We start from the raw sequence: 24,322 nt of genomic DNA, 5'->3' as shown, positions 1-24,322 counted from the left end.
GGCCTCAGCGACCATCGCAACAGATGATCAGCCTGACACTATCGTCAACGACCTGGCCGATAAGATAGCGGCCTTCAATGATGCTCTGCCCTTTGGGTACAAGGCCGAAGTTGGCGGGTCTGTTGAAAAAAGTGCTAAAAGTCAGGCCCCGATTGTCGCGGTCGTTCCGCTGATGATGCTGATCATGGTTCAGATGCAGGGATTCCGACTTGCATTTGTGGTGCTTTGCGTTGCCCCGCTCGGCTTGATTGGGGTCGTTGCAGCGCTCGTGCCATCAGGTGCCCCGCTTGGGTTTGTGGCCATTCTTGGTGTGCTCGCCCTGATCGGTATTCTGGTCCGGAACTCCATCATTCTGGTGCATGAAATCGAAGTGCTGCGCGAAAAGGCCGAACGGCCTGGGACGCTGTTTTTGAAGCGAGCGACAGCCGCGCGCGTCCGATTTTGCTGACAGCAGCGGCAGCCAGCCTCGCGCTTATCCCGATCTCGCGTCAGATTTTCTGGGGACCGATGGCATATGCGATGATGGGCGGCATCATTGCTGGCACGATCATCACGCTAGTCTTTGTGCCCGCCTTGTATCTCGCTGTTTTCAAGGTTCGTCAGGACGACAGCTAAGAAACACCCCAGGTGTCATTAACCCGGTAACCTTCAGGCCAGGGATCATCCGGATCAAGCATATGTTGATGGGTGCCTGTTACCCATCCACGGCCCGAGATTTCCGGGATGATTGCTGGTTTCCCACCCACAGTTACAATGTCTGCAATTCGCCCCTTAAAGGTCGATCCGATGATCGACGTCGCCGTCAGCGTCTGGCCCTTTTTCATCTGGCCGCGCGCTTTCAGAACTGCCATGCGGGCTGATACCGCCGTACCCGTAGGAGAACGGTCAACTTTTCCGGGCTGAATTGCGACAGCGGACCGGGCCTTAAAGCCATCTTGCTCAGGCTCCAAACCCCCTGCAAACAGGCAGAAAGAAATATGATCCCAATCGGCATTTTCAGGGTGGCTGAATCCCAGTTGTTCATTCGCAGCTTTCATGATCGTAACACCCAATTGCGCGATATCACGCGCCTCATCCGGTGCGATTTCAATGCCAAGTGACGGCGCATCGACAATCACGAAACTATCGCCGCCATAGGCCGTATCGACGGTCAGCGTGCCAACCCCCGGCACTTCCAGTTTTGCATCCAGACGGTCAGCGAATGACGGAAGGTTCTGAACATTAATCCGCTCAGCCTTGCCGTTCCTGCATTCCGCGCGAACCCGCACCAAACCGCCGGGCGCTTCAAGCACCATTTCCGTCAAAGGCTCGACCATCGGAACGATCCCGGCATCAAGCAGCACCGTAGAAACGCAAATCGAGTTCGACCCTGACATCGGCGGGGTATCTTCGGGTTCCATAGTGATGAAACCCATCAGCGCGTCCGGATGCTTTGGTGGCACAAGCAGATTAACATGCCGGAACACACCACCCCTTGGTTCGTTCAGCATAAAATTCCGCAATGTTTGATCCTTGGCGATGAAAGAGCGCTGCTCCCAAAGCGTGTCACCGGGCGGTGGCAGAACACCCCCAACGATCACATCGCCAACTTCACCCTCTGCATGGGCAGATATTACATGGATGGTCTTTGAACTGCGCATTTTACACCCTTGCCGAACAACAATGCACCCACGCTAACAAATCCCCGCTGAATGCCTAGCAGGAATTGAGAACCTCGCGGGACGAGGCCGCAATAACCGATTCCTCGTCAGTCTTGATCACCCGAACATCTACAGTAGCGCCGGCTGCGCTGATCTGATTCTGGTTTGATGCGTTCGCTGCAATATCAAGCTCTACGCCCAACCAACCAAGTTCTGCACAAATCTTTTGCCGCACCACGACAGAGTTTTCTCCGATACCTGCCGTAAAAACCAGTGCATCCAATCCACCAATCGCCGCCGCAAGCGAGCCAATCTCGCGCACGGCCCGGTAACAGAACAGATCAATTGCTTCCTTAGCGCGGGGTTCTGTCCGCTGCTCCAGCACTTGCATATTGTTGCTGATGCCCGACACACCAAGCATGCCACTTTCACGGTACAGAATCCGCTGAACTTCATCCACGCTCAGCCCCTTCTCCTGCATCAGGTGCAGAATGGCACCCGGATCAAGTGATCCACATCGTCGCCCCATCATCAAACCATCAAGTGCTGTGAACCCCATTGTGGTGGCAACGCTTTGTCGGTTTTTCATCGCGCACATGCTGGCCCCGTTACCAAGGTGGGCGACGATCACCCGGCCGTCAGCCCCTGCCCCGAGTTCGGTTGGAAGTTGTGCGGCAATGTATTCATAGGACAAACCGTGAAACCCATAGCGAATGATACCCGTATCGGTCAGCGCATAAGGCAAAGCAAACATCTGCCCCAACCGCGGCTGCGTACGGTGAAAGCTCGTGTCAAAACACGCGACTTGTGGCAGATGCGGGGCGAATTTATCTATCGCGTCGATAGCTGCCAGATTGTGCGGTTGGTGCAATGGGGCCAGCGGTACAAAGTCTTCCAGCTTCCTGCGCACGTTCGCAGTTGTTAAAACGGGTCCGAAAAATTCACTGCCGCCATGCACCACACGATGCCCCGCTGCCACAGGGTTCAGGCTTACAAATTCACTGTGCAACCGATCCAGAAGTTGTTCGATCAACCATTCATGGCTCGCATCCTGAGGGATGTTGTTTAACGGCTCTGTCACTGCCAACGCCTCCCCCCCCATCCTTGCAGTCAGAACAGGTTGGTGCCCAATACCCATTACCTTGCCTGTCAGCAAAGCCTCGTCTGCGTGTTCATTAGCTGGGTAGACCGCAAATTTCAGGCTGGACGAGCCACAATTGATTATCAGAATTACATCGGTCACGTCGCGGCCTCCTGCCGGGTCAGCCCTAAAATCGGGTTTGCCTCAAAAGCGTTACCTGATCTTTATCACCAGCAACAGATTTGCTTCAAACCCTAGCGATGTCGCATAACAGTTTTATGTCTCAGGCGGCTTATAAATGGAAAAAGCAACCACCCCTTACGGGCAATTGCTTTTTCAAGGTGGTCGGGGTCTGCACAAAAAAAACGCCGCCCGTTCCAAAGAACAGGCGGCAGTACAGGGATTTAAATATCCAAAGTGTTTTCTTTTTCCCAGTTTGAGAAATGCGACACAAAGGAATTCCATTCTTGGTGTTTCATCTTCAGAAAGGCTGCCGAGAATTCGTCGCCCATCATCGCTTTTAACTCTTTGTCTCTGTCGTATGCGCGCAACGCGTCGAGCATGTTCAGCGGCAACTTAGGCGCGCCACGAACCTTGTGGCCCTCGGCGTACATATCGATGTCCCAACGCTTGCCGGGATTGGCCTCGGACTGGACACCCGAAAGCCCGGCCGCAATGATCACCGCCTGCAAGAGATATGGATTCACCGCACCATCGGGAAGGCGCAGTTCAAACCGGCCAGGCCCTGGGACACGAACCATGTGGGTCCGGTTATTGCCGGTCCAGGTCACGGTATTGGGTGCCCATGTTGCACCCGACATGGTGCGCGGCGCGTTGATACGCTTGTAGCTGTTCACTGTTGGGTTTGTGATCGCTGCAAGTGCGGAAGCATGCTTCATGATCCCACCCAGAAAATGTGATCCCTTTTGGGAAAGGCCAAGTTCGCCGGTCTGGCCTTCGCCTTTGTCTGTTGCGAAAACGTTGACCTTCGAATCCGCACCCGGCGCATCCCAAACAGAGATATGCGCGTGACACCCGTTTCCGGTCAGACCCTCAACAGGCTTTGGCATAAACGTTGCGCGAAAGCCGTGTTTTTCTGCAACCGACTTGGTCATGAATTTGAAGAAGCTGTGTTTATCCGCAGTTCTGAGTGCGTCGTCAAACTCCCAGTTCATTTCGAACTGACCATTCGCATCTTCGTGGTCGTTCTGGTAGGGACCCCAGCCAAGCTCCAGCATGTAGTCACAAATTTCGCGCACCACATCATAGCGGCGCATTACAGCCTGCTGGTCATAGCAGGGTTTCGCGGCTGTATCGAAGGGGTCCGAAATCTCTTCCCCGTCCGGTGTCAGCAAAAAGAATTCAGCCTCGATACCGGTTTTAACATGCATACCCAATTCCGCGGCATCGGCAATCAGGCGGCGGAGCACATTGCGTGGAGCTTGTGCGACGTCCTGCCCTTCCATCACGCAGTTGCCCGCAACCCATGCGACCTCGGGTTTCCAGGGCAGTTGAATGACGGAAGAAGGATCCGGCACCGCCAGCATATCTGGGTGCGCCGGGGTCATGTCGAGGTAAGTTGCGAACCCGGCAAATCCGGCGCCATCTTCCTGCATGTCGGCAATTGCCTGTGCAGGCACCAGTTTCGCCCGCTGTCCACCGAACAAATCGGTGAAGGAGATCATGAAATATTTTACGCCTTTTTCCTTCGCGAAAGCGGCCAGATCTATCGTCATGGTCTGCTTTTCCTTTCCCTGTTGATATTCATAATAAAATCGGCGCGATCCTGTTCATGAACCGCGCCGTAATTTGTCAAAATCCGTCTTTTCCGGGGTACCAGCTTGTTCCTGCCAAGGGGACCCGTGCCATTGCTGCGGCCTCCATTGTCAGCGCGCACAGATCCTCGGGTTCGAGATTGTGCAGATGGTTATGGCCGCAAGCACGTGCTATTGTTTGTGCTTCCAGTGTCATCACCTTGAGGTAATTGCGCAAACGCCGACCCGCATCGACCGGATCAAGACGTGCTGCAAGTTCCGGGTCCTGCGTTGTGATGCCCGCCGGGTCTTTGCCCTCATGCCAATCATCATAGGCACCCGTTGTTGTGCCGAGCTTTTGGTATTCACTTTCCCATTTCGGGTCGTTGTCACCAATCGCAACCATTGCTGCCGTTCCGATGGAAACTGCATCAGCCCCAAGCGCCATCGCCTTTGCAACGTCTGCACCAGTCCGAATACCACCTGAAATGATCAGCTGTACTTCACGGTGCACACCCAGATCCTGTAGCGCCTGAACTGCAGGGCGGATACAGGCCAGTGTCGGCAGGCCGACATGTTCGATAAACACATCCTGCGTTGCGGCGGTGCCGCCTTGCATACCGTCAAGAACCACAACATCAGCACCAGCTTTCACAGCAAGCGCGGTGTCAAAGTAAGGGCGGGTCCCACCAACTTTTACGTAGATCGGTTTTTCCCAGTTTGTAATTTCTCGAAGTTCGAGGATTTTGATTTCAAGATCATCGGGGCCGGTCCAGTCAGGATGACGACAAGCAGACCGCTGATCGATGCCTTTTGGCAGCGTGCGCATCTCGGCAACACGATCACTGATTTTCTGACCAAGCAGCATCCCGCCGCCGCCAGGTTTAGCACCCTGCCCGACAACGACTTCTATTGCATCAGCCTTGCGCAGATCGTCCGGGTTCATCCCGTAACGCGACGGCAGATATTGATAGACAAGCTGCGTTGAATGACCACGTTCTTCCGGGGTCATGCCGCCATCACCTGTGGTGGTCGAAGTGCCAGCCATGGATGCACCACGCCCCAACGCTTCCTTGGCTGGGCCGGACAGCGCGCCAAAGCTCATTCCCGCAATCGTAATTGGAATGTCGAGCACGATCGGCTTTTTCGCAAACCGTGTGCCCAGAACAACTTTCGTTTCACATTTCTCCCGGTACCCTTCCAGCGGATAGCGCGATATGGACGCGCCCAGAAACAGCAGGTCGTCAAAATGCGGGACTTTGCGTTTCGCGCCACCGCCACGAATATCGTAGATACCGGTTGCCGCAGCACGACGAATTTCCGCGTTGATCGGATTTGTAAACGTGTTCGACTGAATTGGCACCGTACGTGGGATCTTATCATCCATGTCTTTCATGTCCTTGTCCTTAATACGCAGCAGCGTTATCGACGTCGAAGTTGTAAAGCTGACGGGCTGAACCGTAGCGCTTAAATTCTTCCGGTTTCGCATCACACCCTGCGCGTTCAAGCAGGTCTTTCAGGGTCTTAATATGTTCAGGCCGCATCTCTTTTTCGATACAATCCGCCCCGAGGCTTTTCACCGAGCCACGTACAAACAGGTGCGCTTCATAGAGCGAGTCACCAAGCGCATCCCCTGCGTCACCACAAACAACCAGATTGCCGGCCTGTGCCATAAACGCGGACATGTGGCCGATGTTGCCATGCACGACAATGTCGATGCCTTTCATCGAAATACCGCAGCGCGATGACGCATTACCCTTGATCACAAGCAATCCGCCGTGACCGGTTGCACCAGCGTATTGGCTGGCGTCCCCTTCGACGATGACCTGGCCAGACATCATGTTCTCAGCCACACCCGGCCCTACAGAACCATGCACGTTAACAGTTGCTTGCTGGTTCATTCCTGCACAGTAGTAACCGGTGGACCCTTTGACAGTGACTTCAATCGGGGCATCCAGACCAACCGCAATTGCGTGACTTCCCTTAGGATTAACAATCTCCCAGGCGGTTTGGTTCGTTACTTCGTTTTGCCCCTGCAAGGTGGAATTCAGACCACGCAAACCATTCACTTCTAGATCATATGTCTGCATCTTAGTGGTTCCAGAAATAAACGGTTGCGGGCTCGGGCTCCCAAACGCGTGCGTCTTCGATACCGGGCAAGTTTACCAAGGCGCGGTATTCCGATCCGAAGGCCACATACTGATCTGTCTCGGCCATGACGGCTGGCTTACAGGCAATCGGGTCGCGCACCACGCCGAACCCGTCTTTCGTGCCAACCACAAAAGTGAAGAACCCATCGAGATCCTCTAGCGAACTTTCAAGAGCTTCGCCCAGAGTCGAGCCATTTTGCATTTTCCAGGACAGGTAAGCAGCTCCAACTTCAGTGTCGTTCTGGCTTTCAATACGAACGCCATCGCGCATGAGCTTGCGACGCAAGCTGTTGTGATTGGAAAGCGATCCGTTGTGAACAAGACACTGGTCTGTTCCGGTTGAAAACGGGTGTGCACCCATCGTTGTAACAGCAGATTCTGTTGCCATGCGCGTGTGGCCGATGCCGTGGCTTCCGCTCATTTTCGAAACTTCAAAACGGGCGGCGACATCCTTCGGAAGACCAACCTCTTTGTAGATTTCAATCGTGTCACCCGCGCTCATGACGCGAACATTCGGTCTGAGATCAGCCAGTGCACCGCGCGCTTCTTCAATCTTGCTCATAGGCATTTCCAGAACTGCGTGCGTATCCTTGACGCGTATGCTGACCTGCGCCCCAATCGCTTTACCCAGATCAACGCCAATCGTTTCAAAATCTGCCGAAGCGTTGTCTGACTGAACTGTCAGTTTGCCAAGATCACCTGCGTCTGACCCATAGATTGCGATGCCTGCACTGTCCGGTCCCCGGTCTGTCATTGTTACAAGCATATCGGTCAGCATTTCACCCAGTTTGGGCTCCAGAGATCGATCTTTCAGAAATAATCCTACGATACCGCACATTGGTTTCGCTCCCTTCATTCAACAGTCGACTCAGAGGCTAACATCATTGTTTTAGCAGTTCAACTGTGAAGAAACTTTTTTTCATGCAAGAAAACAAAGGGGCGGCTGCTTTTTGCAACCGCCCCCAAATTTTTTGTTGAGCGGTTTTAATATCGCTCTAGCGCTTTGGCTATTTTTTCCTCGTCACCAGCATGCTTCGCCGCTTCCAGGTGCGCGCTTTCGCGAACATACTGGATGCGATGCCATCCGACCCAGAAAATCACACCAACCACTGTCATCAAGACCTCCCAGCCCTGCAGCGGGTAAACGGGACCAACTTCGGCCAAATCAACAGCCCAGCTATCGTATCCAATTGTAGACATAGTTATTTCTCCCTTTATTTACCTGTCGCTGCGAGGTGCAGTCTGGTGGCTTCGGTGATCTCGGCCATAGCATCCTCGTATGCGTGGTGTTCTGCGTAGTCGAGACCTTGAAGTTCGACCTCTTCAGGAATGCGAAGCACACCTACCGCAGCCTGTAGTTTGCTGACGATAAAGGCGGGCAGGAAACCCAAAACAAAGAACATGATGAATGCACCAATCGTCTGACCCAGCGGGTTGACTGTTGCATAACCTTCAAAGGGTGACGACGGAGCACCCCAAAGAAGGAAGCCCGCGATAATCAGGCCAACAACACCGGCATATCCGTGCACCGCAACCGCACCGACCGCATCGTCAAGCTTGAATTTGCGCTCAACCCAGTAGTGCAGATTGTAGATGATTACGACACCAACGGCACCCACCAGCATGGCCTGGATCGGATGGTAAAGATCGTTACCGGCAGACGCGGTAATAATACCGGCAAGACCACCAGAGAACGTCCAGAACGCATCACCCTTTGACACCACATAGGCTGCCATCAGGCCACCTGATAGTGACATGATAAAGTTGAATGTGATTGCACCCAATGTTGTCGGAGCAAGATAGATATTCGTGGCTGTCCACGTTGTACCCGTGATCTGACCACCAATCGCTTCTGGTGAAATCAGCGGCACGTTACACGCAGCATAAAAACCCCAGAACCCGGTGTAGATCAGGAATATCCCGATCACGAGCATCCACGGGTTATGCGGAGGAATGTCACGTGGTGTGCCATCGGCGGCAAATTTGCCGATCCGTGGGCCAAGCACCATGATCACACCTAATGCGTAACCACCGGCGATCGCGTGAATCACGCCCGATGCATAAGCATCGTGATATCCCAGTTCGCGCACCATCCAGCCAGCGTAGTGCCAGCCCCATGCCGCATCGATAATCCAGAATACCGAACCAATGAGAACAGCGTGCAACCACAGCGCACTTGACCGAATCCGTTCGATCACCGCGCCAGACACAATCGACGCTGCTGTCCATGAAAACAGCAGGAACGCCGCCCAGAACACACCCGTGATTCTATCTCCGAGGTGAGTCGCCATGTTCTCCGCCCACGGCAGATTTGCGCTTCCCGCTTCCAGGTTCAGACCACCAAATAGCGGAAAGTCTGGGAAGGCCCAGTAGATCCACCATCCAAAGAAGTAAAATGTCACCGAGACCAAAGGAATGATCATGATGTTTTTCATAAGTGTATGCATATGGTTACGCCGACGGCTTGCGCCGACTTCGTACATGCAGAACCCGACGTGAATCAGGAACATGAAAACGACCGTTACCCAGTAATAAAACTCGGTAAAAATCGTGGTAATTGCATTGAGATTTCCGTCCAACTTTCCGACTCCCTAGTTGCGCGTTTTGGAGGTTTTTGCCTCTCAGTAATATTTTTTTCTTTTAGTATTGCTTTTGAACGCACCTTTCTGTCAACTTAAGTTTACAAAAAATTTACTTTTGCCTGTACTCGACGGGCCGGATGGGAGAGAAAAATGACTGCCTCTTGGAGATTTTCTGCACTCGGTGATCGCCATCGCGCGATGGGTTCGAACCTCGAAGACTGGAGTGGGATGGGAACCGCATGGACCTATGACAAGGATCAAGAGGAAGAGTATCTGGCGATCCGCACCAAAGCGGGATTCATGGATGTTTCGGGCTTGAAGAAAGTTCACGTCACCGGCCCGCATGCCAGCCATGTGATTGACCGGGCAACTACGCGCAACCCTGAAAAAATTAAACCAGGGCGCAGTTCTTATGCCTGTATGTTGAACGACGAAGGCAAGTTCGTCGACGATTGTGTGATCTATCGCATGGGGCCAAATTCATGGATGGTTGTACACGGCTCGGGTCAGGGTCATGAACAGCTGACTATGGCTGCGACGGGCCGCGAAGTAGACATCCGTTTTGACGACAACCTGCACGACATCTCATTACAAGGCCCACTGGCTGTTGATTTCCTTGAAAAACATGGTGTTCCCGGCATACGCGACGTGGCCTATTTCAGCCATATTCACACAACGCTCTGGGACAAACCCGTGACTATCTCACGCACTGGTTACACTGGGGAACGCGGATATGAAATTTTTTGTCGCGCGCAGGATGCACCTGAAATCTGGGATACACTGGTAGAAAAAGGCGCGGACATGGGTATCATCCCGACACGCTTTACCACACTGGATTGGCTGCGGGCTGAAAGCTATCTCTTGTTCTTCCCCTATGACAATTCGGACATGTATCCGTTCGAGAACGAAAAGCATGGCGATACTCTGTGGGAACTCGGCCTCGACTTTACGGTCTCCAAAGGCAAAACCGGTTTTCACGGCGCGGAAGAACACTACCGACTTCAGGGCAAGGAACGCTTCAAAATCTATGGCGTTAAACTTGAGGGAACAGAGCCAGCCGATGAAGGCGCACCATTGTTGCAAGACGGCAAACAAGTTGGTGTCGTAACAATCGGCATGTATTCCTCGCTAAATAAACATAACGTCGGAATCGCACGGATGCCTGTTAATTGTGCAGTCGACGGCACAAAGCTTTCAGTTAAGAACAAAAGCGGAGAGGTTCCCTGCATCGCGCATTCGATGCCATTCTATGATGTCGATAAGAAGCGTCGCACAGCCAAAGGCTGATACATTAAAGGGATGCCAGCATCCGTTGGCATCCCTGACTTGAACTATTTCAAAAGGGATTGCGCAGAACATGTCAAATTCCGCGACTCAATCAAAGCCAAGCAATCAAATGGTTCATGGAAAGCTGGAGGCACGACCGGGAAAGGCACATCTGATCGTTGCTGATGCCGTCGGCGCCGATGCGATTTTGGAGATGGCCAAATCAGTGCCGGCTGACATGATGGCCCACACACATATAATCTTCATCCCGAAAACGTCGGGTGACACGTATAACGAAAAACTCAATGCACTTGGCGCGGCCCAGTTATACATTGGCCCATCGTACGAGGCTGCGATCCCGCGCCTTCGCAAAACCTTGTCTGACGCTCATATGGGTTTGCAGGTTTATCTGGCGGGTACAGAAAGCATCATTGGCCAGGCAATGCGCGAAGCAACCGATGCCGGTATTCCGCATACCGCCATTCAGACCGAACATCGCGGTTCAACCGCGCGCCGGATGCAATGTGTGCATTGCAAAGGTATCACCGAGGACGTGACTCATGATCCGTTCCAATGCGCGCACTGCGGTTTGCATCTGTTCGTGCGTGACCACTATTCGCGCCGCATTGCGGCTTATCAGGCCGTGCGCGTCGATGCCGAAGATCCCGGCAGTATCCCCGAACCGGTGGAGCGTTTCAAATGAGTGCAGGAACCGCAAAAATAAATGTAACCGTCACCGATGTGACCAAAGTCAACGATCTGGTAACGCGCTTTCGGTTTGCCAGAACTGATGGCGGCCCCCTGCCCCATTTTTCTGGCGGTGCGCATACCGTCGTTGAAATGGATGACAATGGCGTAACCCGTCTAAACCCTTACTCGCTGATGAGCGACCCAGCCGACCAATCTGGCTACGAAATTTCGGTCCGGCGTGATGACGAAGGCCGCGGCGGATCGCTGTTCATGCACAACAATGCCAAACCCGGCATGGAGATGGTGATCAGCTATCCGGTCAACCTGTTTCCGCTGGATTTACGCGCACGCAAACATTTGTTTCTGGCAGGCGGCATTGGCATCACACCATTCCTTGCGCAGATCAAACAGCTCTCAGCCTCAAACGGTCTTTTTGAGTTGCACTACTCAGTACGTTCAAAAGCGCTCGGTTCGTATGTCCACGAGCTAACCGATCACTACCCCAACAGTGTCCACATTTACTACGACGAACAGAAACAGGCGATTGATCTGAAAAACCTGCTGGATGGACAACCCTTGGGTACACACACCTATGTCTGCGGCCCCAAGGGTATGATCGACTGGGTGCGCAGCATGGCAGAATCTCTTGGCTGGCCGCGCGAAGCCGTACACCACGAAGAGTTCCTGGCACCGTCCTCCGGTAAACCGTTTGAAGTCAAACTTTCGCGTTCAAACAAAGTCATCAAAGTGGGCGAACATCAAAGCCTGCTTGAAGCAATTGAAGCCGCCGGTGTCGACGCCCCGTACCTTTGTCGCGGCGGCGCCTGTGGCCAATGCGAAACCGAAGTGATCGGCTATGACGGCAAATTCCTGCATAACGACCACTGGCTGACCGACGAAGAGCACGCCAGTGGCAAGAAAATCATGCCATGCGTGTCACGGTTCGAGGGCAAGACCCTCGTCCTGGACCGATAGGAGAAACCGATGGGTATTAACTTCAAAGACGAAACGTTCCGCGACGATTTCACCTTTTTCAATTCGCCGGAACAAATTCGCCGCTTTCCGTTCCCCTTTCACGAAGACAGCTACATGTACTCCGTGAATATGGAACCACACACACCCGTCGTTCCCGGCAGCGTTTATGAAAATCGCTTCGACGTTGATGAGCATTACGTTTCGGAAATGCGTGACCGTGCACTGGTTCTGGCTGAAGATCCGCTTCGCTGCCAGTCCCTGCCGCATATGACCCTTGCGGGTTGGGATTTGCTGGAGCTGATCATGGAAGCGAAATCCGAGGACTACCCAGATCTGTTTTCGCTAACCCGTGACGGCAATAACTGGCATTGGATCAACAAACCCATGGGCATTGACCAGAAGTTTGTGTTCATGGATGAGGCCACTCTACCCTACGGCCCGATGGAATACATCACGCGCCAGACCCAGGGTGATTTTGCCGTGCTGGACCAACGTGACGATAACCTTTGGATGGACGCCGGAATGGTGACAACCCAGGCGGACTGGTCGCTGGATTTCGACATCGGAATGAATTTCTTTGAATGGCACGCCCCGGTTCCGAAAGCCCATGAAATGGGTATTTTTGTACGGGCGCTCAAGTTCCTTCTGAACATTCAGCAAGGTGCACCGGCACGTAGGCTGAACTGGACAATGACGGTAAACCCGCTGCTCGACACGAGCCCCGAGAATTACCACAAATGGGGGGTGCAGAAAAAGGGACTGACGCTTGAAAACATGGGGCAGAAAATGCACCTGAGGGTCGAGCTGCAAACTTTTTTCCGCCTGCCACGGTCAAACGCGCTCGTATTTCCGATCCGCGCTTACCTGATCAAAATGGATGAACTCGTGACTGTGCCAAAGTGGGGGCGTCGTTTTCACCGTGTGCTGCGCGATCTGCCCGAAGAACTGGCCACCTATAAAGGGTTTATCGACAATCGGCCAAAAATTCTCGAATGGCTGTCCAAATACGATGATGGCACGCCAACCTCGCCTGGCGTCTGGGCTGATCCTGTATAGCGGTCAACTCGACTGCGGATATGAAATGATCGAAAGATAGCGAGCCGGCAGAACGTTTAGTTTCTCTGGCCCGTGCGGCGCATCCGCATCAAAGAACAGACTATCACCCGGCTGCATCAGGAAAAGCTGGTCGCCGTGGCGATACTCAATCTCGCCTTCCAGCATGTAAAGCAGTTCTATCCCGGCATGCTGGAATGTCGGAAAAATATCTGATTGTTCGTTCAGGGTGATCATGTATGGCTCGACCATCACACCGCTGGCGTTTGACCCAATGTGCCCAAGCAAATTGTACTGATGGCCTGCGCGTGTTCCAGCGCGTTCCATCTCGACAGCTTCCCCGGCTTTTACGTGCACTACATCGCGGTTTTCCTCGAACCCTCGAAAAAATGATGTCAGCGGAACGCTAAGCGCGTTGGCAAGGGTTTGCAAAGTTGTGAGCGATGGTGACGTTATTCCATTCTCGATTTTGGACAGCATCCCGATCGACAGACCGGTCAAAGCGGAAAGTTCGGCAACAGTAATGTCTTTCTGACGGCGAAACCCGCGCACCTCGCGCCCGATTGCAACTTCCAGAACTTTTTCGCGCGCCTCAACAACCCGGTGCGGGTCCTGATTAAGAGGCATGTTCTTAGAATTCTTTTTTCCTTTAGATGACGCGATAACCACAATATTTCCCTTCTGGGTCGTCAAAATGTACAAAGAACAGCGAACGGCTGATCAATTTGAAACGATACAACAAATTAGGCTATTCTATCGTTCAAAGTTTCCTCTTAGTATAAAAACTATGATTAGAAATGAAAACAACAAGGTTCTTGGTTTCCTGATTTTTCCGGGGTTTCCGATGGCTTGCCTGACCTCGGCGATTGAGCCTTTGCGCGCCGCGAACGAAATTATCGGCCGCAAGGTGTTTTCCTGGACAGTCGTAGGCGAAACCAATTCACGCGTAACATCCAGCGCCAATGTCGGGTTCGACCCAGATGTCGCGCTTTCGGATGTGGAAAACCTTGATTTCCTGTTTCTGCTCAGCGGCCCAATGGGGAATTTTGAAAACCCCAAAGCCTCGAACGGGCAATTGCGTTGGCTTGCACGGCGTGGCATAAAAATTGGCGGCTTTAGCGGTGGGGTTTTTCCGCTCGTTCGATCTGGCTTGATGGACAAACATAAATGCAGCGTCCACTGGTGTTACGAAGCTGCGTTCAAAACAGAATTCCCGGATATCGAAGCAACGGACAATGTCATTACCATTGATCGCAGCCGCTATACCGCGTCAGGCTCAACCGCCGTCTTTGATTTGATGCTGAAGCTGATTGACGAAGAGCTGGGCGCCGAAACGATGACCGAAGTCGCCTGTTGGTTCCAGCACCCCTTCGTGCGCGGTGAAGATGTCAGCCAGAAAATACCGGCCTTCAAAACATCTGGCACCGACGACATGCTTCCATCTTCTGTGAATGATGCGATCAAGATGTTTGCTGAACACATTGAAGACCCTATCCATATTGCCGATGTAGCGTCGGCTGTTGCGGTCTCACCCCGCCAGCTCGAACGCAGCTTCAAACGTGCAACCGGGCAAAGCCCCTCGGCCTATTACCGTACCATGCGAATGAACGCCGCGCGCCAGTTGGTGATGTATTCCAACGACACGATGACAGAGATCGCCATCGCCGTCGGTTACGCCAGCTCAACACCGTTGATGCGCCACTATAGACAGGCCTTCGGCATGTCCCCCCTTCAGGAACGCACCAAGATCAACATGTTCAGGGTCGAGGGGAACAGCGCAATCCCGTCAACGTAGTTCATCGGTGCCAGGCAGGTTAGAGATCGGCATGCACTTCTGGAGTGCCTTGTAATATTCGAACATTTGTTTAGGTTGTGTCGCTCCAGAATGAGCAAAACTTAAATATGAAAAAGTGGCACTTTGTTTTGGCTTAGAAAAAACTCTTCTTCCAAAATTCTCAAAACTAATGAGTTGGAGCCGCTGCTGACATGCGTAACAATAGCAATGTTGCAGGTAACTTCAGCTATGGCCGAAGGTGTAGAAATTGCCGAAACGTCTGGTGACTACCCCAACCCGATTGTTTGCAGTTCCGAGAACAATTGCAGAATTCCATATGACCACATATCCAACTAAACTGACGAACCATTCATGTTTTCGGGCAAAATCGTCGACAGTGGGCATCCTCGGTATTCTGACTACGATAACGCCCTTAGAAAGTTTCGAAGAACGCAGGCTTGTTTGATGTCATCCGAGCGGATGGTCCAAACACCAAACTTGTTAAATATAGAGTGGCCAAATCTTAGGGACAGACATGACTTGGAAGTCTGCCTATTCAGAATATTCCGGAGTCTGGGAAATCTGGACGCTATTCGCGCTTGGTTGGAATTTCACGCGTTTGAAGTGTGGGGACCGACACGAAGCTATAGCGAAAATTGCAGACCGAGGAACGAGCGTGAACCACTTTACAGGTTTGGAGGAAGTTGGGATTCGGAGGAGACGATGAGACATCGTCCAAGTTTACTGTGGCGATTGACCGGCCTTACATTGGTCCACTCGATAGGTGTTAATATCGGGTTATCTGAAAGTGGTGAAGTAGTGGACGTTCGTGTATCCGCAACAATTGAATAGGTGGAGGCTTGGCCAAGTAGAGCCCAGGAGTTGTTGTCGAGTACTGAATACCACTTTACACCGCAGCTTACCCCTACCCTAAAGCGCGCTTATCGCCGCCGTTGTCAGCGTAAGGTGCAACGACCCGGCAGAGGAACGTGGGCCGTAGATGCCAGATCAAAGCCTGGCACATTTGAAAGCCCGATGACACACTCGTTCAGAGCGGCTTTTTAACGATTACACGGCGGTAGGCGTCGACAAGAGCATCGACTTGATGATCCCAGTTCAACTCGGTCTCCACGCGGTTACGTCCGAATGCGCCCATTTCTGCAGCAAGCGCGGGATCGTCCAGAAGTTCAAGAATTTTGTTAGCCATATCGCTTGTGTCGTTAGCGGCCGCATAGAGCGAAGCGCGCCCGGCAGAATGACGCCCTTCGGTCACATCAAATTGTACAATTGGTTTTGAAAATGCCATGTATTCCATGATTTTATTCATCGTAGATTTGTCATTCATCGGGTTTACCCGATCCGGATTCACACAAACATCAGCACTTGAAAGGACTTCAAACAACTCTGCATCCGGTGCCCGGCCGGTAAAAGTTACATGGTCTTGCAAACCCAGATCGTCAGCGAGCGTTCGCAGGCCCTGTAACGCCGGGCCACCCCCGACCAAGACAAACTGCACATCTCGCCCGCGATCCTGCACAATGATACGCGCAGCCTCAAGCAACAAATCAATACCCTCCTGATCGCCCATGACTCCGACATACCCGACCATATGTGCACGGCCATTGTGCCAATCTGGATTGGGGGCTGTTACCACCAACCGACTGAGATCAGGGCCAGAGCGGACTATAAACACATCTTCAGCCGCAACTCCGCCGCGCTCCATCGCGATCTCCCGGTAGCTTTCATTCGTAGAAATTACCACATCTGCAGTCCGGAACGTCCAGCGCTCGAACAGCACCATCAGACGCCAGAAAAACCCTCTGCGGCCGAATTTTGCCTCATAGAGTTCCGGATTTATGTCGTGATGGTCGAAAATAAAGCGCTTGCCAAACAATTTGAAAGGCAGAGCCACGAGAAAGATAAGATCTGGCGGGTTGCAGGCTTGAATCGTATCAAATCCCTGGCGACGTGCGACCTTGAGCGCCAGACGCATTTCATGAAAGAGCGCCATGCCGTATTCAAGCAAGTATCCCAGTGCGCCGCTCGCATCCAGCGGCAAAGAATGGCGATAAATATGGACACCGTCAATTTCCTCATACCGGGCTCCATAGCCCTTTCCAGTCGGGCAAATAACGGAAACTTCAGCCCCAGCCGCACGAAGGGTCCTGCATTCATGCCAGACCCTACGATCAAAAGGCAGGGGCAGGTTTTCCACGATTATCAGGATGCGCCTGCCGGAAAGCGGCAGGGTCTGACGCACGGCGTTCATGCGCGGCGTCTGAACAGGTAATATCTCCTTCATGGCAACCGCCCGATATGCCGAATTTCCGGTGCGCCTGGTAGGACGAGACCATCTACTGTCGCATTTGTTGCAATCACCCGGTCGTACCGGTTTGTTTCAGCATGTGCTCGGTCAATCAGCAGACGTTCCAGAACCGGAAGCTGACTAAAGGCATAGCCGAGATTGGCGCCAACAAGCTTTGAAGCATCAATGCCCGGATCGAGAATTTCCAGGTCGAAGCCCGCCGCAAGTAGTTTGCGCGCCAAGTCGACGTTTGGACTTTCCCGCAGATCGTCTGTTCCCGCCTTGAACGCCAGCCCTGCCAAAAGAACCCTGGCACCCTTTTCAAGCCCCTCAGTCGCATATTCGAAAAGCCTATGCTTGTGTGCCTCGTTAGAGGTCATCAGGTTGCTGATCATTGGCAGATTAGCGCCAATATCAGCGGCGATATGTTGAAAAGCCCGAACATCCTTTGGTAGGCAGGACCCTCCGAATGCCCCACCAGGTCGTAAGTAGTAGGGCGAAATATTGAGCTTGGTATCAGCGACAAAAATCTCATGAACTTGGCGCGCCGATATTCCAAGCCCCAGACAGGCTCGCCCAACTTCGTTAGCGAAGGTTACTTTGACTGCATGCCAGCTATTGTCGACAAATTTCGTTATTTCCGCCTCGCGATACCCAACGACGAAGACCTGGGCATCTATATTGACATTCAGTTCTTCCATAGCCTCATTCGGCTGACTGTCACGGGTACCAATCACGATTTTTGGGGGCTTGAAATAGTCTTCGACCGCACTGCCCTCGCGCAGAAACTCGGGGTTGTAAACAACATCAACGCGCTGCTCCGCCTCGCCCCCCAAAACCGCCTGAAAAATTGGTAAAACAAGTTCTTCGACCGTACCGGGGCGGAAAGTAGACCGGTACGCGACCACCAATGGGCGTGCCCGATCTGCTATCAGCGCAGTCGCGATCTGGTGCGTAACATCAGCGATAAAACCCATATTGTGTGACCCGTCTGCCGCAGATGGTGTCCCCACGCACACAATAGCAAGATCGCAATCATCCAGATGCGCACCAATCGCCGTATCTGCCGTGATCAAACCTGCTTTCAGCCCGTCGCTTAGCATGTTCTGAACGCGCGGTTCCACAATCGGAGCGTGCCCGGCCAGAATTCTGCGAACCTTGTTCTGGCTCACGTCGATCCCAATAACTTCGTGGCCTTCACTAGCCATGCAGCAAGCTGCCGTAAAGCCAACATAGCCCAATCCCAACACAGCAACCTTCATAAGAACCTACCAAACATTAAACCACTAGAAATACATTGAAATATCATTGCTTTCCCTTCAATAAACCTCAGTTCCGAAGATGCAAGCAGCCTTAAGCAACCCAACCACGTTCTTCAGATCCTTCACACCATCCATATCTGTCACCAAATTGGTCTGCCGGGAACTGGGCCAAAGTCGTGCCCCTGATCCCCCAAAAAGAACAACTGGATGAACCAACATTTTCTCCAAGCTCAATTTTCAAAATAATTCGTTTATTAACCAACGAATACCTATCTAGCCAAGTTGCAGAAATAAAGGCAAAATCTGGACCGAATATGAGCTTTCAATTGATGTTAACAATTCTCGATCGCTGCATCTCGTTAATTACGGCTCTCTGGATATTTTCTTTTATTTTTAATCTGTTAGCTCTATTGCACCCACCGCTCAAAAGCTCCAGATATTCGGACCAATTCAACAACTGTTTCGCAATGAGGTCGTTAGCGTGCTGGAAAGGGGGCTGGTCTCGTTAAAAACCGATAAGAAAACAAAGCGTTTTGCGTTCGGCGTAAAAGTCGGACGTCAGCTATACCCGCAACGCGTCCCGCGTGCAGTCAAACTCTCAAATGGATGTCGCTTATCCTACCCTAAAGCGCACCTACTGCCGCCGTCGTCAGCGCGTGATGCAGGGACCCGGCTGACGACCTTGGGCCATAAACGCTAAACGCTTCGCCCGCCGTGCGGCACAACAGAAAGCATCCGGTATGGTCGATCGCCGTGCGTGATACCGTATCGCTTTCCATCTTTCGGATATTGACTGGGCAAAGGCGTTCAAACACTTTTACAGCCCCCTGCCCCTCGACATCAAAGCGGCACCAGCCGTCGGTTTGTTCCGTGACTGAGGCCGTGTTTTTCAAACCCGCCTTCAAAATTGAAGCGAGGTCTTCATGCGTCTCAAACGGGGCTTCGACAAACCATTGTTCCGGGCCGGTCCAGAAGGCATTGAACACACCTCTTGATGCCATTTTTCCAACATCCGGCAATGCAACACCCAGCACTTTTTTCGCCGCCGTTGCACAAGGTTTTTCCTTGCCAACCCGGCTTGCGATTGACGCCAGCGCCACCCCGGTGAATTCGGTGATCGTCAGACCTTCAAACCGGTCAACCTTCGGTGTCGCCCCCCCAAGAGGCGCCAATGCTTTAAAACGATGTTCAGGCACGAAGACGCTCCCCTTCCGGATCAACAAAGTGGGCGCTGACAATTTCGACCTCTACGTCTGTCCCTGCCAGCAGGTTCACAACACGTAGCCTATCACCCTTACGATGGGCCCCGTTCTTCAAGTAGCCGAGGCCGATCGAATGGCCGAGGTTTGGCGAGAACGCCGCCGAGGTGACATAGCCCTGATCATTGGCCGCATTCGCGACATGACCCCGATTGATCAGATGGCCCCCGGCCGTCACCGGATCAGCCGGATTAACAGGTTTGATGCCAACCAACAAAAGCCCGTCCTCCTGTGCCAGACCTTCGCGCTCTGAAAGGGTTGAACCGATGCTGTCTTTCTTCTTTGACACCATCTTTCCCATACCAAGGTTCAGTGCGGTGGTTGTTCCGTTCAGCTCATTGCCCGCTGCATGACCCTTTTCGATCCGCATAACACCAAGCGCCTCTGTCCCATAGGGCACAACGTCAAATTCCTTACCAGCGTCCATCATCGCGCGGATCAAGCCATCACCATAGCGTGTTGGCACCGCAATCTCATAGGCAAGCTCTCCTGAAAACGAGATGCGGAACAACCGCGCCCGCAGCCCACCGCAAACCGTGATGTCGCCACACGCCATAAACGGGAAGGCATCGTTTGACAGGTCAAACTCTGGATCAACGATTTTCTGCAGCAACTTCCGTGCGTTAGGCCCTGCTACCGCATACTGCGCCCAGGCCTCGGTCGTTGAAATCAACTGCACGTCCATGTTGGGCCACAGGCATTGGCGGCAAAACTCCATATGCCGGTAAACGCCAAGGGCATTGGCCGTTGTCGTTGTCATCACAAACTGATCGTCGGCAAATCGCGCGGTTGTGCCATCGTCCATCGCAATGCCATCTTCGCGCAGCATCAGCCCGTAACGCACCTTGCCCACCGGAAGTTTGCCAAAAGCGTTGGCATAGACCTTGTTCAAAAACTCGGCCGCATCGGTGCCCTGAACGTCGATTTTACCAAGCGTTGTCACATCGCAAATTCCTACAGAGTTGCGCGTTGCCAGAACCTCGCGGTCTACAGATTCGCGCCATGTGGTTTCACCGGGCTGCGGGAACCACTGCGCCCGCATCCAGTTGCCAACTTCGACGAAAACAGCCCCCTGTTCCTCGGCCCATTTGTGGCTCGGTGTCAGGCGCGTTGGGTGGAATTCCTTGCCAACCATACGGCCCGCCATCACGCCCATTGAAACAGGGGTATAGGGGGGGCGGAAAATCGTTGTGCCCACCTCGGGAATGGACTTGCCCGCGAGCTCGGCCATGATCGCAAGACCACCCATGTTTGACGTCTTGCCCTGATCAGTTGCCATACCCAGCGTGGTGTAGCGTTTCAGGTGCTCGACCGAACGGTAGTTTTCCTGATGCGCGAGTTTCACGTCCTTGACGGTTACGTCATTTTGCTGGTCAAGCCAGGCACGGCCCTTACCTTCATGCACATACCAGAACGGGGTGATGTTTACTGGCGCATCTTCGGTTTTTGGTATCACGGCCGCACGGGCGGTGAACCCCAAATCGCGCACTGCGGCTGCGGCTTGTTTAGCGCCGGATGAAAACGCGCCCGACGTCGTCAGATCACCCGTCGCAGCACCCGCAACGGTCATCCCGTCGGGCATATCTTTGCCAGGAACAAATGCTGCTATGTCATCGTTCCAGACGGGTCGGCCGCGTTGATGACAGGTCAGATGCACATTCGGGTTCCAGCCTCCGGAAACACCAAGTGCGCCGCATTCGATTGTGCGGGAACTGCCGTCATCCAAACGAACCTTGACGAATGCCAGTCCAAGCCGCCCGGCGGTATCAACCACCTGCGCCCCGCGCAGCAATTCAGTGTCGGTCAGACGCGGTGCATCTGGCCGCGTGTCAATCACCGCTGCAACCTTAACGCCCTTAGCCATCAGATCCGCCGCAGTTCTGTGCCCATCATCGTTGTTGGTAAACACAGATACGGTTTGCGCAGGCGTTGCCGCCCAACGGTTCGCATAGGACCGGATTGCACTGGCCAACATGATGCCCGGACGATCATTGTTTTCAAATCCAATGGGCCTTTCAATCGCCCCTGCACACAGCAAGCTGCGTTTCGTATAGATTCGCCACAGGATTTGGCGTGGCCTACCCGCGTCGGGAACCGCAACATGATCCGACACACGCTCGACCGCACCATAAATACCGTGGTCAAAAGCACCAATCACGGTGGTGCGTGTCATCAGCCGAACGTTGGCCATTGAGTCGAGTTCTGCAACACTTTCTGCAACCCAATCGTCTGCTGCCTGATCACCAATCGCAATCGTCTCTGCGTTTAGTCGTCCACCAAAAGCGAAATCCTCGTCAGCCAGAATAACCTCGGCCCCTGCCCTGCCCGCTGTCAGCGCCGCAGCCAAACCAGACGGTCCCGCACCAATGATCAACAGGTCGCAATGAAGGAAACCCTTGTCATAGACATCGGGGTCATCCTGCATCGACAATGACCCAAGGCCCGCAGCTCGACGGATAATTGGTTCATAGAGCTTTTCCCAGAACGCTTTGGGCCACATGAAAGTTTTATAATAAAAACCAGCAGTTAAGAAGTTTGAGAACCTGTCGTTTATCGCCATCGCGTCAAACTTCAGCGACGGCCAGCGGTTTTGGCTTTGCGCCTCTAGCCCGTCAAAAAGTTCTGCCGTGGTTGCGCGTGTGTTCGGCTCTTGCCGCGCACCGCTGCGCAGTTCAACCAGTGCGTTTGGCTCTTCCGATCCTGCGGTCAGCGGCCCACGTGGGCGATGGTACTTGAAGCTTCGCCCCATCAGGCGTACACCATTCGCCAGCAATGCCGAGGCAAGCGTATCGCCCGGATGCCCCTGATAAGACGCACCGTCAAAGCGGAAATTCAGCGTTTTCGACCTGTCGATCTGACCGCCTTTAAGTCTGTTGATCTGGCTCATTTGCTTCGCCCCCGCGCGCGGGCCACATCGCAGGCCAGTTCCACCTTGGAAATTTCGTGTGTCAGTGTGTTCCGGGTCACAACCAGCCAAGACCGGTCGCCCTGTTCATGAAACCAAAGCTCCTGATGTTCACCTGCGGGGTTGTCCCGCTGGTAAAGATATTCGGTGAACTGATCGACAGCATCTTCGGCCTGCCAGTCAGGGCGGGTGATCAGGCTCGCGTCGCCCAGATAGGTAAATTCCTGACTGTCGCGGGGGCCAAGAAGCGGGTGATTGATAATCATCGTGTCATGCCTCCGTTAATGCAGGTTGGGCTGTGCACCCTGCCCTTTTTCGTCAATCATCAGGCCCTTGCGGAACCGGTCAAACCGATAGGCCGTAGCTGTGTCATGCGGTGTGTCAGTTGCCAGCAAATGCGCATAGGAAAAGCCCGATGCAGGCGTCGCCTTGAACCCGCCATAACACCAGCCACCATTAAAATAGAGCCCGTCAATATGCGTGCGGTCGATGATGGGCGAGCCATCCATGCTCATATCCATGATCCCACCCCACATCCGCAGCAGACGCGCACGCCCGATCATTGGCATAAGGGACATTCCCCCTTCGCATACATCTTCGACCACAGGCAGGTTGCCGCGTTGCGCGTAGGAATTGTAGCCGTCGATATCTCCGCCAAACACCAACCCGCCTTTATCAGACTGGCTGACGTAAAAGTGTCCTGCCCCGTAGGTGATAACACCCGGCAAAACAGGTTTCAGCCCTTCAGACACGAAAGCCTGCAACACATGGCTTTCTATTGGCAGGCGCATCCCGGCCTTGGCCATCAGGCGGCCAGAAGATCCGGCAACCGCGCTGCCAACCTTGCCCGCACCGATAAAGCCGCGCGACGTTTCAACACCCAGACATTTGCCATTCTCAATTCGGAAACCGGTCACTTCGCAGTTCTGGATAATATCTACGCCACGGCTGTCCGCGCCCCGCGCATAGCCCCAAGCCACCGCATCATGGCGTACTGTGCCACCGCGCCGCTGCGCCAAACCGCCTTTGATCGGGAAGCGTGCATTTTCAAAATTCAGGAAGGGGTATTCCTTACGCACCTGTTCGGCCGTCAGCATTTCGGCATCGGCACCGTTCAAGATCATCGCATTGCCACGCCGGGTGAACGCATCGCGCTGCGCATCTGTGTGAACAAGGTTCAGAATACCCCGCTGGCTGACCATGGCGTTAAAGTTAAAGTCCTGCTCCAAACCTTCCCATAGCTTGAGCGAGAATTCATAAAACGGCTCGTTTCCATCAAGCAGATAATTGGAGCGTATAATCGTTGTATTCCGCCCGACGTTCCCGCCGCCGATCCAGCCCTTTTCGATAACGGCTATGTTTTGCTGACCATATTCTTTGGCCAGATAATAAGCCGTCGCCAGCCCATGCCCGCCACCGCCGATAATCACAATGTCATAATGTGCTTTTGGTTCAGGGTCACGCCAGGCCGGAGTCCAACCTTTGTGCCCAGTCAAAGCCTCTTTGATAACCCTGAATCCCGAATACCGCATGATGTCCTCATCGTTCTGTCTGGGTATAGTCACCAGATTCTTTCATTTTGCTGCATCTGAATCGGTCATCAACTGTTTCAGTTACGACATCGGC

Annotated in this window: 21 protein-coding genes and 1 pseudogene; 7 read left to right on the top strand and 15 right to left on the bottom strand. The window is 53.3% G+C overall.

Annotated features, from left to right (window positions below; translation table 11 throughout):
* The first annotated feature begins 13 nt into the window (after positions 1 to 13).
* Both MWU63_RS16625 and MWU63_RS16620 read left to right on the top strand, forming a co-directional pair.
* Positions 14 to 448, top strand: a complete 435-nt coding sequence (locus MWU63_RS16625; protein ID WP_348646248.1) for an efflux RND transporter permease subunit — start codon at positions 14 to 16, stop codon at positions 446 to 448.
* A pseudogene (locus MWU63_RS16620) lies at positions 436 to 615 on the top strand (hypothetical protein); the annotation flags it as partial. The gene MWU63_RS16625 and the pseudogene MWU63_RS16620, both read left to right, overlap by 13 nt.
* Here MWU63_RS16620 and MWU63_RS16615 read toward each other — a convergent pair.
* From MWU63_RS16615 to MWU63_RS16580, 8 genes are all read right to left on the bottom strand, one after another.
* A complete protein-coding gene (locus MWU63_RS16615; protein ID WP_247078834.1) occupies positions 612 to 1,640 on the bottom strand; it encodes a proline racemase family protein in 1,029 nt (342 codons plus the stop codon). The pseudogene MWU63_RS16620 and the gene MWU63_RS16615 sit on opposite strands and share 4 nt — an antisense overlap.
* A 55-nt stretch (positions 1,641 to 1,695) precedes the next feature.
* Positions 1,696 to 2,883: an acetate/propionate family kinase gene (locus MWU63_RS16610; protein ID WP_247078832.1), complete on the bottom strand. Its 1,188-nt coding sequence runs from the start codon at positions 2,881 to 2,883 to the stop codon at positions 1,696 to 1,698.
* Between the two features lie 242 nt (positions 2,884 to 3,125).
* Positions 3,126 to 4,457: a type III glutamate--ammonia ligase gene (glnT, locus tag MWU63_RS16605; RefSeq protein ID WP_247078830.1), complete on the bottom strand. Its 1,332-nt coding sequence runs from the start codon at positions 4,455 to 4,457 to the stop codon at positions 3,126 to 3,128.
* A 76-nt stretch (positions 4,458 to 4,533) separates the two neighbouring features.
* Complete coding sequence (locus MWU63_RS16600; RefSeq protein ID WP_247078828.1) at positions 4,534 to 5,862, bottom strand: FMN-binding glutamate synthase family protein; 1,329 nt, start codon at positions 5,860 to 5,862, stop codon at positions 4,534 to 4,536.
* A 19-nt stretch (positions 5,863 to 5,881) separates the two neighbouring features.
* Positions 5,882 to 6,565 (bottom strand): GXGXG domain-containing protein, encoded by a 684-nt coding sequence (locus MWU63_RS16595; protein WP_247078820.1) that lies wholly within the window; start codon positions 6,563 to 6,565, stop codon positions 5,882 to 5,884.
* 1 nt (position 6,566) lies between these two features.
* Positions 6,567 to 7,463: a glutamine amidotransferase family protein gene (locus MWU63_RS16590; protein WP_247078818.1), complete on the bottom strand. Its 897-nt coding sequence runs from the start codon at positions 7,461 to 7,463 to the stop codon at positions 6,567 to 6,569.
* Between the two features lie 146 nt (positions 7,464 to 7,609).
* Entirely contained in the window at positions 7,610 to 7,825 is a 216-nt protein-coding gene (locus MWU63_RS16585) for a hypothetical protein (protein WP_247078816.1), read from the bottom strand.
* A 14-nt stretch (positions 7,826 to 7,839) separates the two neighbouring features.
* Complete coding sequence (locus MWU63_RS16580) at positions 7,840 to 9,204, bottom strand: ammonium transporter (protein WP_247078814.1); 1,365 nt, start codon at positions 9,202 to 9,204, stop codon at positions 7,840 to 7,842.
* A gap of 153 nt (positions 9,205 to 9,357) precedes the next feature.
* Here MWU63_RS16580 and MWU63_RS16575 point away from each other — a divergent pair, with 153 nt between their 5' ends.
* The 4 genes from MWU63_RS16575 (at position 9,358) to MWU63_RS16560 (ending at position 13,194) form a co-directional block, all read left to right on the top strand.
* Positions 9,358 to 10,494 carry an aminomethyltransferase family protein gene (locus tag MWU63_RS16575; RefSeq protein ID WP_247078812.1) on the top strand — a complete coding sequence of 379 codons (1,137 nt, stop codon included), beginning with the start codon at positions 9,358 to 9,360 and terminating at the stop codon, positions 10,492 to 10,494.
* Positions 10,495 to 10,564: 70 nt separating this feature from the next.
* Positions 10,565 to 11,176: a dimethylamine monooxygenase subunit DmmA family protein gene (locus MWU63_RS16570; protein WP_247078810.1), complete on the top strand. Its 612-nt coding sequence runs from the start codon at positions 10,565 to 10,567 to the stop codon at positions 11,174 to 11,176.
* Positions 11,173 to 12,138 carry a PDR/VanB family oxidoreductase gene (locus MWU63_RS16565; RefSeq protein ID WP_247078808.1) on the top strand — a complete coding sequence of 322 codons (966 nt, stop codon included), beginning with the start codon at positions 11,173 to 11,175 and terminating at the stop codon, positions 12,136 to 12,138. The genes MWU63_RS16570 and MWU63_RS16565 overlap by 4 nt, the downstream gene beginning before the upstream one ends.
* Before the next feature lie 9 nt (positions 12,139 to 12,147).
* Complete coding sequence (locus tag MWU63_RS16560) at positions 12,148 to 13,194, top strand: DUF3445 domain-containing protein (protein ID WP_247078806.1); 1,047 nt, start codon at positions 12,148 to 12,150, stop codon at positions 13,192 to 13,194.
* 3 nt (positions 13,195 to 13,197) lie between these two features.
* Here the strand turns inward: MWU63_RS16560 and MWU63_RS16555 are convergent, their stop codons facing one another.
* A complete protein-coding gene (locus tag MWU63_RS16555) occupies positions 13,198 to 13,818 on the bottom strand; it encodes a helix-turn-helix domain-containing protein (protein WP_247078803.1) in 621 nt (206 codons plus the stop codon).
* Between the two features lie 160 nt (positions 13,819 to 13,978).
* Between MWU63_RS16555 and MWU63_RS16550 the strand changes: the two genes are divergently transcribed.
* A complete protein-coding gene (locus tag MWU63_RS16550; RefSeq protein ID WP_247078801.1) occupies positions 13,979 to 14,986 on the top strand; it encodes a GlxA family transcriptional regulator in 1,008 nt (335 codons plus the stop codon).
* Between the two features lie 1,027 nt (positions 14,987 to 16,013).
* Here the strand turns inward: MWU63_RS16550 and MWU63_RS16545 are convergent.
* The 6 genes from MWU63_RS16545 to MWU63_RS16520 all read right to left on the bottom strand — a co-directional run bounded on the left by MWU63_RS16545 (position 16,014) and on the right by MWU63_RS16520 (position 24,228).
* A complete protein-coding gene (locus tag MWU63_RS16545) occupies positions 16,014 to 17,267 on the bottom strand; it encodes a glycosyltransferase family 4 protein (protein ID WP_247078799.1) in 1,254 nt (417 codons plus the stop codon).
* Positions 17,264 to 18,532 carry a nucleotide sugar dehydrogenase gene (locus MWU63_RS16540; RefSeq protein WP_247078797.1) on the bottom strand — a complete coding sequence of 423 codons (1,269 nt, stop codon included), beginning with the start codon at positions 18,530 to 18,532 and terminating at the stop codon, positions 17,264 to 17,266. Before MWU63_RS16540 ends, MWU63_RS16545 begins: the two co-directional genes overlap by 4 nt.
* Before the next feature lie 623 nt (positions 18,533 to 19,155).
* Complete coding sequence (locus MWU63_RS16535; RefSeq protein ID WP_247078789.1) at positions 19,156 to 19,728, bottom strand: sarcosine oxidase subunit gamma; 573 nt, start codon at positions 19,726 to 19,728, stop codon at positions 19,156 to 19,158.
* Complete coding sequence (locus MWU63_RS16530) at positions 19,721 to 22,678, bottom strand: sarcosine oxidase subunit alpha family protein (protein ID WP_247078787.1); 2,958 nt, start codon at positions 22,676 to 22,678, stop codon at positions 19,721 to 19,723. The genes MWU63_RS16535 and MWU63_RS16530 overlap by 8 nt, the downstream gene beginning before the upstream one ends.
* On the bottom strand, positions 22,675 to 22,962 hold the full coding sequence (locus MWU63_RS16525) for a sarcosine oxidase subunit delta (protein WP_247078785.1): 288 nt from the start codon (positions 22,960 to 22,962) through the stop codon (positions 22,675 to 22,677). Before MWU63_RS16525 ends, MWU63_RS16530 begins: the two co-directional genes overlap by 4 nt.
* 15 nt (positions 22,963 to 22,977) lie before the next feature.
* Positions 22,978 to 24,228: a sarcosine oxidase subunit beta family protein gene (locus MWU63_RS16520; protein ID WP_247078783.1), complete on the bottom strand. Its 1,251-nt coding sequence runs from the start codon at positions 24,226 to 24,228 to the stop codon at positions 22,978 to 22,980.
* Positions 24,229 to 24,322 lie beyond the last annotated feature (94 nt).

Source organism: Pseudohalocynthiibacter sp. F2068, from assembly GCF_023015645.1.
In the GTDB taxonomy this organism is placed as follows: domain Bacteria; phylum Pseudomonadota; class Alphaproteobacteria; order Rhodobacterales; family Rhodobacteraceae; genus Pseudohalocynthiibacter; species Pseudohalocynthiibacter aestuariivivens.
This window is presented reverse-complemented; position numbering and strand designations above follow the sequence as displayed.